Consider the following 13,482-nt stretch of genomic DNA (forward strand, 5'->3'; position numbering starts at 1 on the left):
GCCAGAACTGAAAAAGTCCGCCCGGCTAACCGGGCGGACTTTTCCGCAATAACCAACAGCCGCTTGAAGCCGCTCAGGTAGTTATTGCAACACGACTTTGTAGCTCGCCGGGCCATTTTTCAGCTCCAGCCGGAGCGTGTATACGCCGGCCGGCAAGCGGGTGGCATCCACCGTCAGCTCGCCGCTGGCCGAAAGCTGCCAGGGCTGCTCCAGCACCAGTTGCCCCACCGCGTTGTAGAGGCGGAGCGGAGCGCGGGCGGTAATGGGCCGCAGCTCGGCCGGTACGGCCACGGCGAAGCGGCCGGGCGCGGGGTTGGGATACAGCGTCACTTGCGGGCCGGTGGGCGTGACGGCCGTGGCGGCCAAGAGCAAGCCGTTGTTCAGCCGCTCGTCGATGTAGGCACTCACCCCGTTGAACTGGACCATGGTGAGGTCCAGGTCGCCGTCGCCGTCCACGTCGCCCAGCGTCGGTTGCGACGGGTTGCCGAACAACATCAGGCTGGCGGTGCGCGCAAAGCGGCCGGCGCCGTTGTTGAGCCGGACGTTGACGCTGGGGTAGGTGTACACGTCGTAGTTGCTCAGGGCCACTATGTCGAGGTCGCCGTCGTGGTCCACATCGCCCAGGGTCAGCTGCTTGAGGCCTTTGTCCACCGGCACCCGGGGGCCGGAGCTGGTGAATACGCCGGTGCCATTGTTGGTCATGGTGGTCACCCAGGAGTCGTGGGTTGCATCCAACATCCCGATGGTCAGGTCCAGGTCGCCGTCGCCGTCAATGTCAGCAAGAGCTAGGCTCGGGATGTAATCGGTGATTGGGATGGTGGTGCCCAGGGTGAGGATGTTGGTGCCAACGTTGAGCAGTATCCGGGCCCCATCGTCGTCGTTGGCCGTCACGGCGTCCAGGTCGCCATCGCCGTCCACATCGCCCAGCACCAGGTCCGTAATGGGGTAGTAGTAGCTGTAGTTTGGCGACGTGTAAATGAAGTTGGCCTGCCCGTCGTTCTCGGCGATGGTGACCAGCCCGGTGTTTGAGTTGTCGCCCACTACGATGTCGAGGTCGCCGTCGCCGTCCATGTCGCCCACGGCCAGCCGGTCGGCAATCAAGCCCACATAGCGCCCGGTGCCAAACGTCGCGTTGCCGTTGTTGAGGCACACGTTTACGCCCCGGCTACCCGCGCCTGCCACCACATCCAGGTCGCCGTCGGCGTCCACATCGGCCAGCACCAACTTGTTTATTCCGTATATGTTGGTCGTGATGGTGGCCCCGGCGCTGAATTGCCCCTGCCCGTTATTGAGCCGCACGCCAATCCGAGCCGGCGAATACGACTGTCCGAACTCAATGGCCGTGAGCATGTCCAAATCGCCATCGTTGTCCACGTCGCCCAGCACCAGGGAGGAGGCGTACTGGCCCATGGCCACGGTGGGGCCTGGCACAAACCCGCCGCGCCCGCTGCCGCCCGTGGCGGCCGTGAACTGATATACCTGCGGCCCCGCCAAGGCGCCGGTTGTGGACTGCATGGAGCGGGGCAAAGTCACGCTGACTTGCTCGCCGGGCGCGAAATCCTGAGCGGGGTCGAAGCTGAGGGAAGCCGTGCCGCCTCCGCTCATCACCCCCGCCCGCCGGCCCCGCAGCTGGTTGCCAAACACCCGCATGTTGCCCGCCGAAGCCGCCGTGATGGCCGTGGGAAAGGTGACGTTGATGGCCGCATTGCGGGCCACCGACGTGGCATTGGCGGTTGGGGTAAATTGCGTGGGCAGCACCTGCGGCGCCACCGTAAAGGCCGTGGCCGAAGTAGCCGTGCCGGTGGGAGTCGTCACCGAAATGGTTCCCGTAGTGGCTCCTGCGGGCACGTTCACGGTAATGCGTGTGGCCGAATTGACGACGAAGCCCGGCGCGTTGGTGCCGTTGAAGCGCACGGCCGTGGTCGTAATAAAGCCGATACTAAAACCGGTGCCGGTGATGCGCACCGTGGTGCCCTCGGGGCCGGTGGCCGGGGTGAAGCCGCTGATGACCGGCACCGGCAGCGGGTTGTTGAAAAATATCGACAGATGCGGATACGTGGCCACCACGTCGAGGTCGCCGTCGCCGTCCATGTCGCCCAGCGTGGGCCGGAAGGGTCGGTTGCTGGGAAAGGTTAAGTCCTGCAGCGCGGCGAAATTGGCTTGGCCGTTATTAATTAGTACTTGCCCCGAGTTGTAGTTAGAGCTGCTGAGTACCAGGTCCACGTCGCCGTCGGCATCCAAGTCGCCGGCGGTCAGGCTGTCGCCACCCCGGCTGCTCCAGAAGCCGCCGGGAGCAAACACGCCGGCCCCGTTGTTCAGGGCCACGTTCACCCAGGCGCCGAAGCCGACGTTGCCCGTCGGGTCGCGCCAGCTTAGGCCCAGCGCGTCTAGGTCACCATCGCCGTCCACGTCGGCCAGCTCAAATGTTGAGCCAATATCCTGCGAGAACGGCAGGCGGGCCGTCGCTGAAAAATGGCCGTGGCCGTCGTTGAGTCGCACTTCGTTGTAGCCGCTGTAGGCCATCGCTAGGTCCAGGTCGCCGTCGCCATCCAGGTCGCCCACTCGCAGGGCCCCAACCGAAAGGTAACCGGCCGGGTACAGCACTTCGTTGGTAGTGCCGCTGAAATGACCGTTGCCGTCGTTGTAGCGCAGGCTGGTGCTGGAGGCAAACTCGCCGGCGTTTGCGGTGAGCAGGTCCTGGTCGCCGTCGCCGTCGAAGTCGGCCAGCGTTACCGCTTGCGGGTAGTCGCCCACGGGGGCATCCGGCGCCGCGGCAAACGTGCCCGTCCCGTTATTAACGAGCAGCTGCACCACGTTATCAGTGGAGTTGGTAACGGCGAGGTCGAGGTCGCCGTCGCCGTCCACGTCGCCCAGCGCCACGGAGTTCAGGATGTCGCCCCCACTGCTCGTTAGCAGCGCAACACCGGTGGCGAAGGTGCCCGCCCCGGTGCTGCGCTGCAATATGACCGTGGCGTTGTAGTCATCGATTTGGAGCACGTCGAGGTCGCCGTCGCCGTCCACGTCGCCCAGTGCGGTTTGTCGTCCGCCGTTCCGAATCGGGGTTGGAGCACTCATGATGCCCCGTCCGGTACCGCCCACGGCCGCGCGGAATTGATACACGCGCTTCTGCACCCGGCTCTGATTGGCCGTGGTGTAAGCCGGAATGCTCACGCTCAGCTGTTCGCCCGGTAGGTAGGGGAGAGTGGGCGTAAAGGTTAGCGTTGCGCTGCCCGCGCCCGTGCGGCTGCCTGCCAGGCGTCCGCCCCGCTGCTGGCTGAATACGGCCAGGTTGGCGCTGGTATTGGTGGTGATGGGCTGCCCAAAACCAACTGCCACCGGTGTGGTGCGGAGCACCACGGCATTAGCCGCCGGGCTGGTCGTCGTCACGGCAATTGGTTGCAACACGGTGAATGCGGTGGCAGAGCTGGCCCGGCCGTTGGCATTCGCCACCTGCAGCAAGCCCGAGCTGGCTCCGGCCGGCACCTTCACTTCCAGCCGCGAGGCCGTGAGCAAGGTGAAGTCAGTTGCCGCCGTGCCGTTGAAGGTCACGCCGGTGGTGCCCACAAAGTCGGTGCCGGTGACCACCACGGTAGCGCCTGGTAAGCCGCTGGCGGGCGTGAAGCTGAGCAGCGCCGGCGCGGCTAGGCGCTGGTTGAGCGATACGTGTACTGCTTCGTTGGTGCTGTTTGCCATGAGCAGGTCCATGTCGCCGTCGTTGTCGAGGTCGGCCAGCACGGGGTCGTGGCCCTGGCTGGTGCTGCCAAAGCTCACCGTTTCGGTGCCGCTGAACTGGCCCGAGCCGTTGTTGCGCCGCACGGCGGCGGTGCCCGCGCCGCTCACTATCAGGTCGAAGTCGCCGTCGCCATCCAGGTCGCCCAGCGCAACGCCGGTGCCGGCCGGCGTGGTTTGGCTGCCGGCAAAGGTTCCGGCCCCGTTGTTAAGCCGAACGAATCCGTTGTTGGTCACGAGGTCCAGGTCGTGGTCCCCGTCCAGGTCGCCGAGCACGGCCTGGGTTAGGCCGGTGCCCGCGGCCGTGGTCTGCACGCTGGGAAACCAGCCGATGCCGTTGTTCCGGCCCACGCTGATGGTGCTGCCCGCGCCGGCCACGTCGCCCGCATTGGCCGTGACGAAGTCCAGGTCGCCGTCGTTGTCCACATCTCCCAGGGCAATGCCGGTGGGGTGGCTGCCCACGGCCACCAATAGCCGGCGGGGAAAGTGGCCCGTGCCGTCATTGAACAGCACACGCACGCTGTCGAGGGCGTAGTTCGGAGCCACCACGTCAAGGTCCCCGTCGCCATCCAGGTCGCCCAGCGCCAGGTCGTGCGTATCGTCATCAAGTTTTTGAATGAGCGGCTGTTCTGTGAACCTGCCTTGGCCGGCGTTCAGGTACAACTGGCCATTCGTAGAAACTAGGTCGAGGTCGCCGTCGGCATCGAGGTCAGCGAGGGCAACCTCACGCGGGTTAGTGCCTGCCAGGAAGCCTTCGGCCGTGTTTGTGCTGTCCGGAAAGGCCCCTTCTCCGTCGTTGAAGCGTAGCATTCCACTATTCGAAACCACGTCGAGGTCGCCGTCCTGGTCGATATCGCCCACGGCATAGCCGTAGCCGGAACGGTACGTGGCAAATGGCTGCCCGTTGGTGACGGGCAGCAGCAGGCCGGTGCCGGTGCCTCCCGCCGCCATCGTAAACTGGAAGCTCTGGCGCTGGGCCCGGCTGCCATCGGTGCCGGCCAGGCGGTCCGGAATGCTCACGCTCACCAGCTCGCCCGCCGCAAAAGGCCGGGCCGGGGTGAAGGTGAGCGTGCTGCCGTTGGCCGTGACGGTGCCCGCGGCCGGGCCGCTCCGCCGGTTGCTAAATACCCGCAGCTCGCGGGCAGTCGCCGCGCTCACCGGCCGCGCAAAGGTGACGCTGGCCGTGGCCGGGCGGGCCACATTGGCGGTGTTGCGCGCTGGGTTCACCACGGTGGCCGCCAACAACTGGGTCACGGTGAAGGCCGTGGGGGCGGTGGCCGTGCCGGCGGGGCTGGTCATCGCCACCGCGCCGCTGGTGGCGCCAGCGGGCACGGTCGCCACCAGTTGGGTGTTCGAAATAGCCGAAAAGGTGACAACGGGCATCCCGTTGAACGTGACCCCGGTCGTCGTTTTTAGATGCAAACCCGTCAGCAGCACGTGGCTGCCCACGGGCCCACTGCCGGGGGTGAGGCCGGTGAGGGCCGGTGGCGGGCCGGGCCGGTTGAGCTTCACGCGTACCGCGCCGGTTTGGTCGTTGGTCAGCAAGTCCAGGTCCAGGTCGCCGTCCACATCGGCCAGAGCGACAACGGAGGCAGACGTGCCTGCGCCCGTGGCGGTGGTCACTTCCGGGAAGCCGCCGGCGCCGTCGTTGAGGCCCACGCCCGCGTGCGTTACCACGTCGAGGTCGCCATCGGCGTCGGTATCGGCCAGGGCCAGGCCGGGGCCGGCCATCGTTAGCGTCGCCACCACGTTGCCATAGCGGCCCGTGCCGTCGTTGAGCCGGATGATAATTCCATCAACAAAGCCGCTCAAGGTAGTTGTCAACGCCATGTCCAGGTCGCCATCGCCGTCGAGGTCGCCCAGGGCTATTTTGGGGGCGGCGTTCGAAGTCAGTGCCAGGGCGGGCGCGTCGACGAAGGCGCCTGCTCCGTTGTTGAGCTTGATAGCCACCACGCTGTAACCCGGGCCGCTGTATCGGCCCGTCATCACCAAGTCCAGGTCGCCGTCGCCGTCCACGTCGCCAATGGCGGTATCGAACGCCGCCACGTCGAGGTAAGAGTATTGCGGTCCGGCAAAAGAGCCGCTGCCGTTGTTGAACAGGGTGCTTGCCAGACCGTCGCTCACGGCCAGCAAGTCCAGGTCGCCGTCGGCATCCACATCCGCTAGCGCCAGCATAGTCAGGGTGCTGGAGCCGGAGGCCGATAAGGTGCTGGAATTGGTAAAGGCCCCGCTGCCATTGTTGAGCCATACCGTGGCAGTGCCATCGAACTTGCTGCTCACAATATCCAGGTCGCCATCGGCATCCACGTCGCCCACCGCCAGCCAATCCGCACTATTTGGGCCGGTGAGCGTCGGACCGGTGCTGAAGGTGCCCGCGCCGTTGTTGAGGCGCAGCAGCACGCCCTGCGAACCACCGGGCGCCGCCAGGTCCACGTCGCCGTCATTGTCGAGGTCGCCGAGGCGGAATCGCTCGTTGCCGGCCATGGTTAGGGTGGCGTTCGTAATGAAATCGTGACGGCCCGTACCGCCCACGGCGGCCGTGAACTGCACCACCTGCTTGCTCACGCGGTTGCCATCGGCGGCGCGCAGGCTGCCGGGCAGGCTCACGCTCACCAGCTCGCCGGGGGCGAAGTCCTGAGCAGGGTTGAATGTGAGGGTGGTTGTGCCGCCCCCCGTGAGCACCCCCGACCGGTTGCCCCGCCGCTGGCTGCCAAATACCCGCACGTTGCCGGCCGTGGCCGCCGTAATCGGGACCGTGAAAGTGGCCGCAACGTTGCTGGCGCGAGGGGCACTGGCGGCGTTGCGTGATGGGGCAATGCCCGTCAGCAGCACCGGCACCAGGGCGGTGACGGTGAATGGCGCGGGCGATGTGGCCGTGCCGGCCTCTTCCGTCACCACGGTTACCGGGCCGCTGGTGGCGCCGGTGGGCACCGTTACTTCCAGGGCAGTGCCGGTGCCATTCAGCACAAAACCGGGGGCTGCCGTTCCATTGAAAAACACGGCCACTACCTCCGTCAGGGCGGTGCCGGTGATGGTGATGGCTGTGGTGCTGGGGCCGGTATCAGGGTTGAGACTGGCAATGAGGGGAATGGGCAGCGGTGGCAAAGCGCCCACGTTCAGGCTCAGCAGCACGTGCCCCTGCCCATCCGAGGTAATAAGGTCGAGGTCACCGTCGCCGTCTACGTCGCCCAGCGTGACGCCCGTCGAAGTGAGGGGATTCGCTGCGTTCCGGCTCAGCCGCAGGGGGCGGTCCTGCGGGGTAAACGTGCCCGCGGTGTTCAGAAAGGTGAAGACCCGGCCACCTGTGCCCTGGGCCACTAGCACGTCTAGGTCGCCGTCGGCATCGACGTCGCCGGTGCGCAGGCCGCTGGGCGTGCTGCCCGGGGGCAGGGGAAAAGTAGCAAGGGTGCCAAAAGTGCCGGTGCCGTTGTTCGTGCGCAGGCTGATGGACGCGGCCCCGGCATCGGCCGTGAGCAGGTCCAGGTCGCCGTCGCCATCCACGTCCGCCACCACCAGTTCTGCGGGCTGGAGCCCTACCGCGATGCTGACGGCCGCGCCAAATGAGCCGGCGCCGGAGTTCCGGCTCACGCTCACCGTGCCAACGGGGCTGGTGTAAGAGCCGGCGTTGGCGGTGAGCAGGTCCAGGTCGCCGTCGTTGTCGATGTCGGCCAGGGCCACCGACGTGGGACCGGCGCCGACGTTCACCGTCGCCGCCGTGGTGTAAAGCAGCGGCACCGTGCCGTTGTTGTAGCGCACCGTGGCCGAGTTTCCGGCGTTGTTGGCCGTCACGAAATCCAGGTCGCCGTCGCCGTCCACGTCGCCGGCTGCGATGCTTGTGGGGCGGGCGCCCACCGGCGTATTCTGTGCGCCCGTTATCGAGCCGGTGAAGTTGGCTGTTCCGTCGTTGAGGCACACGGCTACCAGCGCATTTTCGGCATCGCCCACCAGCAGGTCGAGGTCGCCGTCGCCGTCCACATCGGCCAGGGCCACGCCGCTGGGCGTTTCGGCCGCTATCAGGCCGGTGTAAAAGCGGTAGCGCCCGGCGCCATTATTCAGGAAAATGCGGCAGCCGTAGAGCGCGCCGGTCGTGACCAAATCCAGGTCGCCGTCGTTGTCGAGGTCGCCCAGCACTTGGTCGCGGTTGCCGGTGTTGCCCACCACGGTGGTGTCGCCGAAAAAGCCGCGCCCGCTGCCGCCCGTGGCGGCCGTGAACTGGTACACGTGCCGGGCCAGTGCCGTGCCGCCCGTGCTGGTGAGGGAGGCGGGGAGGCTCACGCTCAGCACTTCGCCGGGCGCGAAAGCATGGGCGGGCGTGAACGTGAGGGCCGCGGTGCCCCCGCCGGCCACGCCGCCCGCGAGCTTGCCCCGGCGTTGCGCGCCGTACACCCGCAGGTTGGGGGCCGTAGCGGCCGATATGGGCTGAGAGAAGCCCACCGTAACCGCCGCATTGCGGGGCGCGCTCACGGCGTTGCCCATCGGCTGCCGACTCGTAACCGTGACTTGTGCCTGGGCTGCTCCGCTGAGCAGCATCCCGGAAAAAGCCAGTAGGCAGCTCCACTGCAAAAAATGGGTGAAGCGGACGAATAAGGGCCGGATGCGCGGCCTAAAAATGGAGGTAGAAAGTGTATTCAAGCAGCTGCGGATTCTAAAATGGGCGTCCGAATAAGAAATGCCGTCGGCACGTCGGCGCCGAAGTTATTGCACAAATAACCAAACAAAAGGAGGGCTTTTGGTAGATTGAATACGAAGATTCAATGGGCGAAAGCGCCGGCAGTATTTAACTGTATCACTATTGCCGTTTGACAATAGCGTCAGGGTATTATGACCGGGTGAAATTGCCTGGTGGCCACTTCATGTGCGCCTGTTAAAAATGCAAGCTGGCGCCATGCGCGAGCAACTGCGGCGCGCCGGTTTCTGTTGAGGCCCCCATCTTTGTGGGCCCGGCGTTGCACGGCCGGCATAGAATGGTTGTTCTGTGGTCCTGCGTTCGAGGACAAGCATTCCCGCGTTGGTGTTATCATGGCTGGCCTTTACCTCCACATTCCGTTTTGCAAGCAAGCCTGTCATTACTGTGACTTTCACTTTAGCACGTCGCTGGGACTGAAAAGCCAATTAGTAGAGGCCATTGTGCGCGAAGTGGCGCTGCGCCGTGACTATCTCAGGGTCGATACGGTGCTGGAAACCATTTACTTCGGCGGCGGCACGCCGTCGCTGCTCACGGCCGGCGAGTTAGACCAGATTTTCGCGGCCATCCACCGCCATTTTGCGGTGGCGCCCCAGGCCGAAATCACCCTCGAAGCCAACCCCGACGACCTAAGCGCCGCCAAGCTGCAGGAACTGCGCGCCGCTTCCGTCAACCGCCTCAGCATCGGCCTGCAAAGCTTTTATGAGCCGCACCTGCGGATGATGAACCGGGCCCATACCGCCGAAGAATCGACCACGGCTGTGCGCCGGGCGCAGGACGCAGGATTCGAGAACCTTTCCATCGACTTGATTTACGGCGTGCCCGCGCCCGGCCACCACATTTGGGAGGCGGACTTGGCCAATGCCTTTGCGCTGGGCGTGTCGCACGTCTCGGCTTATGCGCTAACCATTGAACCGGGCACGGCTTTCGGCCACCGCCTGCAAAAAGGCACCTTCAAGGCGGCGCCCGACGAGTTTGTGGCCACGCAATTCGAAATGCTGCTGGCTGCCATGCGCGCCCACGGCTACGAGCAGTACGAAATCAGCAATTTCTGCCAGCCCGGCCGCGAGTCGCGCCACAATGGCAACTACTGGCGCGGCGTGCCCTACCTCGGCCTGGGCCCCAGCGCCCACAGCTACGACGGCCACAACCGCCAGTTCACGCTGGCCAACAACCCGCAGTACGTGGCCGCCGTGCTCGAGCGCGGCGAAGTGCCCGTGACGATTGATGCTCTCAGCGCCGTTGACCGTGCCAACGAGTACTTGCTCACCACCTTGCGCACGGCGCGCGGCTGCGACCTGGCCCACCTGCGCACCCACCTCGGCCTCGACTTGCTGGCCACCCGCGCCGGCTACCTCGCCGAACTGCAAGCCAACGGCTGGGCGCGTCTCCAGCACGAAGTACTAACCCTGACCGATGCCGGCAAGCTCCTCGCCGACCACATCACCCTGGAGCTTTTTACCACGGATTAAGCACCGATTACCCGAAATTCACGGATACCTTAGCGCAAGTGCTGGCGTGCTCCGCTCGTTTCGCCATCTTTGGCCTTCCCGCCTTGCTGAAGGCCGAAGGAGGGGGCCGGAATTTCGAAAAATCTGTCTAAATCCGTAATATATGAAGCTACTGAGCGACAGCATTGCCGACGATGCCGACTTTTTTGTGGAGCAAATTCACCTCGTGGCCATTGTCTTCGACAACACCGACGACGTGACCGTGTGGGCCACCACGTTTTTCGACAACGACACGCATTTCTTTCACCTGGCCCTGCCGTTCAAGTCCTTGGATACCCTGCTGGGCCTAGCACACACCCGTGCCGAAGACCTCCAAGAGGAAGTGGCCGATGCCTTGGCGGCCTCCGACTGGCCCGCTTTGCTCGAGTACAATTCCGATGAAAAGCCGCCGGTGCTGCTGCCCAGCGTGGCCCTGAAATTATCGGTAACCTACCCCGTGACGGAAGACGAGGAAACCGACGACGGGGAAGCCCCTGATGACCCGCAGCCGCATAATATTTTTTACCTGGAAGGCGTGTTTGTGCGGCTCGATTCGTAGCCGCCCGCGCTACTTTGTTTGCAACTTAGGCCCTGCTCATGGCTCCGTCCGCCGCCGTATTTTACCTGATTCCCGGGCTGGGGGCCGACGAGCGGGTCTTTCAGTTTTTGCGCCTGCCGGGCGCGGTGCACGTACTGCGCTGGCTGCCTCCCCAAACCCTGCGCGAGCCGCTGACGCACTACGCTGCCCGCCTCGCGGCGGCCGTGCCGGAGGAGCAAATGTGCTGGCTGGTGGGCGTTTCGTTTGGGGGGATTTTGGCGCTGGAAGTCGCACAACTGCGCCCCCTGGCCCGGGTCGTGCTGGTGTCGAGCTTTGCGGGACCCGGCGAGTTGCCGTGGGTGGCGGGTTTGGCGCGGGCCACGGGCCTGCATCGCCTGCTGCCGCCGCAGCTGTTGCCGCGCCTGCCGCGGGTGGCGCAGTGGTTTTTTGGCGTGAAGAAGGAAAGCGAGTATCGGCTGCTGCGGCAGATTCTGCGCGATACCGACCCTGATTTTACGCGCTGGGCCATCGCCCAGCTCGTGCAGTGGCCCGGCCGGCCCGGGGCGCCCGTTGTCCGCATCCACGGCACTGCCGACCGCCTGCTGCCCGCCGGGCCCATGCACAGCCAACACCGGCTGCCGGGCGGCCACCTCATTATTGTGAGCCAGGCCGCCGAAATTAGCCGCATTCTCACCCGCCTTGCCGCAGAAGCTGCGCCGCCGCCAATAAGTTGAGCGTTGCCTTCTATTAACTCCTCGCTGTCCATTGTATCCCACCTATCCCTACGCCGGCCGCACCTACGCCTTCGACCCCGCCGCGCCCATTGACATTTCCTTGCCCCTCGCCCCCGGCGATGACCAAGTAAACTGCTTCTGGGCCGAGCCCGTGCAATTCGACACCATCCGGGTGGGCAGTTTTGTGGGCAGCGTGGCGCTGGGCGGCAGCACCAACTACCAGCGCATCCACGTCACGCCCCACGGCAATGGCACCCACACCGAATGCTACGGCCACATCTCGCCCGACCCGGCCGTGACCCTCAACCAGTGCCTGCGCCGCTTTATGTTCGTGGCCCGGCTGGTGAGCGTGGCCCCGCGCCCGCAGCCTAACGGCGACTTGGTGGTGCTGCTGGCCGACGTGCAAGCCGCCCTCGCCGCGCAGCCCGACCGCTCCATTCCCGAAGCCCTCGTTCTGCGCACCCTGCCCAACGACCCCGCCAAGCGCCGCCGTCACTACTCCGGCACCAACCCCACGTACGTTGAGCCCGCGCTAGCCGAGTTTTTGGTTGAGCACGGCGTCCAGCATTTTCTGCTCGACCTGCCCAGCGTAGACCGCGAAGAAGATGCCGGGCAGCTGCTGGCCCACCACGCCTTTTGGCAATACCCCAGTCAGCCTCGCTACAACGCCACCATCACCGAGCTGATTTTTGTGCCCGACGAAGTCCCCGACGAACTGTATTTGCTCAATATTCAAATTACTAGCCTTGAGCTGGATGCCAGCCCGAGCAAGCCCGTGCTCTACGCCCTGCGGGCGCTTCCTACCGGCTGACCTTATGCCGCCGTGCAACCGTCGCCGCAACGGGAGAATCTAGAGGATGAATTTCACTTCATCCTTTCAGCTATATGCACATTTCTGGTTCCTTTCTGTCTGGCCTGCTGCTCCTGTCCAGTGTCACCTTGAGTAAGGCTCAAACAGCTCCGGGCCCCTCCGCTACTCCGGAGGCTCAGCCCGCCCTGACCGTTGCTCCAGCCGATGCCCCGGCCCGTAAAGTATTGTTGAAGGTGGGATTGAACGCGGGCCGGGCCTTCCGAACCGGCGGAGCTTTCGGACTGAATTCTCGGTTGCCCGTGACGGTGGGCGCCGAATATCTACTGAACTCCAAGTTCACGATATTCGGCCAGGCCGACACGGACTTTAACTTTTTTGAACGCGAGCCATACCCCGGCCTGCGGAACCCGCTGGTTTCGAGCGGCGCCATTGGCGTGGGGGTGCGCTATTACGGCAACCAAGTGCACAACCCGTTTGAGGGCTACTACCTGGGGGCCGAAATTCACACGGAGCTGCGCCGAGCCTACGGCCTGAACACCCGGGCCAATCCCACGCTCAACTTGATTTGTGGGATGCAGCGGCGGCTGGGCAGCAACTTCCTTTTTGACTTAAATGCCGGCGTGGGCATCGGCGCCAATCAGCAAAAGTCTGGCTATAACGGCTATAATCCGTCGCCGCTCACCGTCACCACCCAACTCAACCTCGGCATTTACTTCGGGCGATAGCCGTGGGGTAGCCACAATGCGAAAAAGGCTGCCCCGTGAGGAGCAGCCTTTTTTGTGCTAGAGTAGCAGCAATTAAACTGGTACCGAGAATACTTCGCGGGGCAGAACCGTTACAAAAGAACGGTCCTTGCGGCCTTTCTTGAACTGAACTTCGCCATCAACGAGAGCGAACAGCGTGTGGTCCTTGCCCATGCCTACGTTCTCGCCGGCGTGGTGCTTGGTGCCGCGCTGACGCACGATGATGTTGCCGGCTACGAGGGCCTGGCCGCCGAAGATTTTTACGCCGAGACGTTTGGAATGCGATTCGCGGCCGTTGTTGGACGAGCCGACACCTTTCTTGTGAGCCATGTTATTTAAGCTAATGCTACCGGCAAATGGCCTGTAGCGGCTGGTTTAAGGATGGAATCAGTAGCGTGAGCCAAAAGCTCAAACTAGCCGATGCTGTTAATCATTACTTTGGTAAACGACTGGCGGTGGCCGTTCATCTTCTGGTAGCCCTTGCGGCGCTTCTTCTTGAAGACGAGAACCTTGTCACCCTTCACGTGAGCGAGGATGGTGCCGGTTACGGCCACCTTCAACTCGGGCGCGCCGATGGTGATGGTGCCGTTGTCATCGGTCAGCAGGGCGTTGCCCAGCGTTACGACGTCACCGACGTTGCCGGCTAGTTTGTGAGCGTAAACGAATTTGTTGGCCTCAACCTTGGTCTGCTGGCCAGCTATGTTGACAATTGCGTACATCAGCTTTCGCGGGTTTTTCTGAAATGGGAAGGCA

Annotated in this window: 8 protein-coding genes; 5 read left to right on the forward strand and 3 right to left on the reverse strand. The window is 64.3% G+C overall.

The features are described 5' to 3' along the window. Positions 1–81: 81 nt before the first annotated feature. On the reverse strand, positions 82–8,361 hold the full coding sequence (locus I2I05_RS02080; protein WP_196280539.1) for an FG-GAP-like repeat-containing protein: 8,280 nt from the start codon (positions 8,359–8,361) through the stop codon (positions 82–84). A gap of 387 nt (positions 8,362–8,748) precedes the next feature. Here I2I05_RS02080 and hemW point away from each other — a divergent pair, with 387 nt between their 5' ends. The 5 genes from hemW (at position 8,749) to I2I05_RS02105 (ending at position 12,711) form a co-directional block, all read left to right on the forward strand. Next, positions 8,749–9,885 carry a radical SAM family heme chaperone HemW gene (gene hemW, locus I2I05_RS02085; protein WP_196280540.1) on the forward strand — a complete coding sequence of 379 codons (1,137 nt, stop codon included), beginning with the start codon at positions 8,749–8,751 and terminating at the stop codon, positions 9,883–9,885. 142 nt (positions 9,886–10,027) lie between these two features. Then, positions 10,028–10,462: a hypothetical protein gene (locus I2I05_RS02090; RefSeq protein ID WP_196280541.1), complete on the forward strand. Its 435-nt coding sequence runs from the start codon at positions 10,028–10,030 to the stop codon at positions 10,460–10,462. Between the two features lie 38 nt (positions 10,463–10,500). After that, positions 10,501–11,175 (forward strand): alpha/beta fold hydrolase, encoded by a 675-nt coding sequence (locus I2I05_RS02095; RefSeq protein ID WP_196280542.1) that lies wholly within the window; start codon positions 10,501–10,503, stop codon positions 11,173–11,175. A 31-nt stretch (positions 11,176–11,206) separates the two neighbouring features. Then, positions 11,207–11,986: a cyclase family protein gene (locus I2I05_RS02100; protein WP_196280543.1), complete on the forward strand. Its 780-nt coding sequence runs from the start codon at positions 11,207–11,209 to the stop codon at positions 11,984–11,986. Positions 11,987–12,060: 74 nt separating this feature from the next. Continuing rightward, entirely contained in the window at positions 12,061–12,711 is a 651-nt protein-coding gene (locus I2I05_RS02105) for a hypothetical protein (protein WP_196280544.1), read from the forward strand. Between the two features lie 72 nt (positions 12,712–12,783). Here I2I05_RS02105 and rpmA read toward each other — a convergent pair whose 3' ends face one another. Further along, entirely contained in the window at positions 12,784–13,059 is a 276-nt protein-coding gene (rpmA, locus tag I2I05_RS02110; RefSeq protein ID WP_196280545.1) for a 50S ribosomal protein L27, read from the reverse strand. Positions 13,060–13,142: 83 nt separating this feature from the next. After that, on the reverse strand, positions 13,143–13,448 hold the full coding sequence (gene rplU, locus I2I05_RS02115) for a 50S ribosomal protein L21 (protein WP_196280546.1): 306 nt from the start codon (positions 13,446–13,448) through the stop codon (positions 13,143–13,145). Positions 13,449–13,482: the final 34 nt, after the last annotated feature.

The organism is Hymenobacter jeongseonensis (genome assembly GCF_015694725.1).
Lineage (GTDB): Bacteria > Bacteroidota > Bacteroidia > Cytophagales > Hymenobacteraceae > Hymenobacter > Hymenobacter jeongseonensis.

Bases quoted from the DNA above. Each gene is read 5' to 3' on its own strand.
- rplU (WP_196280546.1), bottom strand. From the start codon at position 13,448: ATGTACGCAATTGTCAACATAGCTGGCCAGCAGACCAAGGTTGAGGCC.
- hemW (WP_196280540.1), top strand. From the start codon at position 8,749: ATGGCTGGCCTTTACCTCCACATTCCGTTTTGCAAGCAAGCCTGTCAT.
- I2I05_RS02105 (WP_196280544.1), top strand. From the start codon at position 12,061: ATGCACATTTCTGGTTCCTTTCTGTCTGGCCTGCTGCTCCTGTCCAGT.
- rpmA (WP_196280545.1), bottom strand. From the start codon at position 13,059: ATGGCTCACAAGAAAGGTGTCGGCTCGTCCAACAACGGCCGCGAATCG.
- I2I05_RS02095 (WP_196280542.1), top strand. From the start codon at position 10,501: ATGGCTCCGTCCGCCGCCGTATTTTACCTGATTCCCGGGCTGGGGGCC.
- I2I05_RS02090 (WP_196280541.1), top strand. From the start codon at position 10,028: ATGAAGCTACTGAGCGACAGCATTGCCGACGATGCCGACTTTTTTGTG.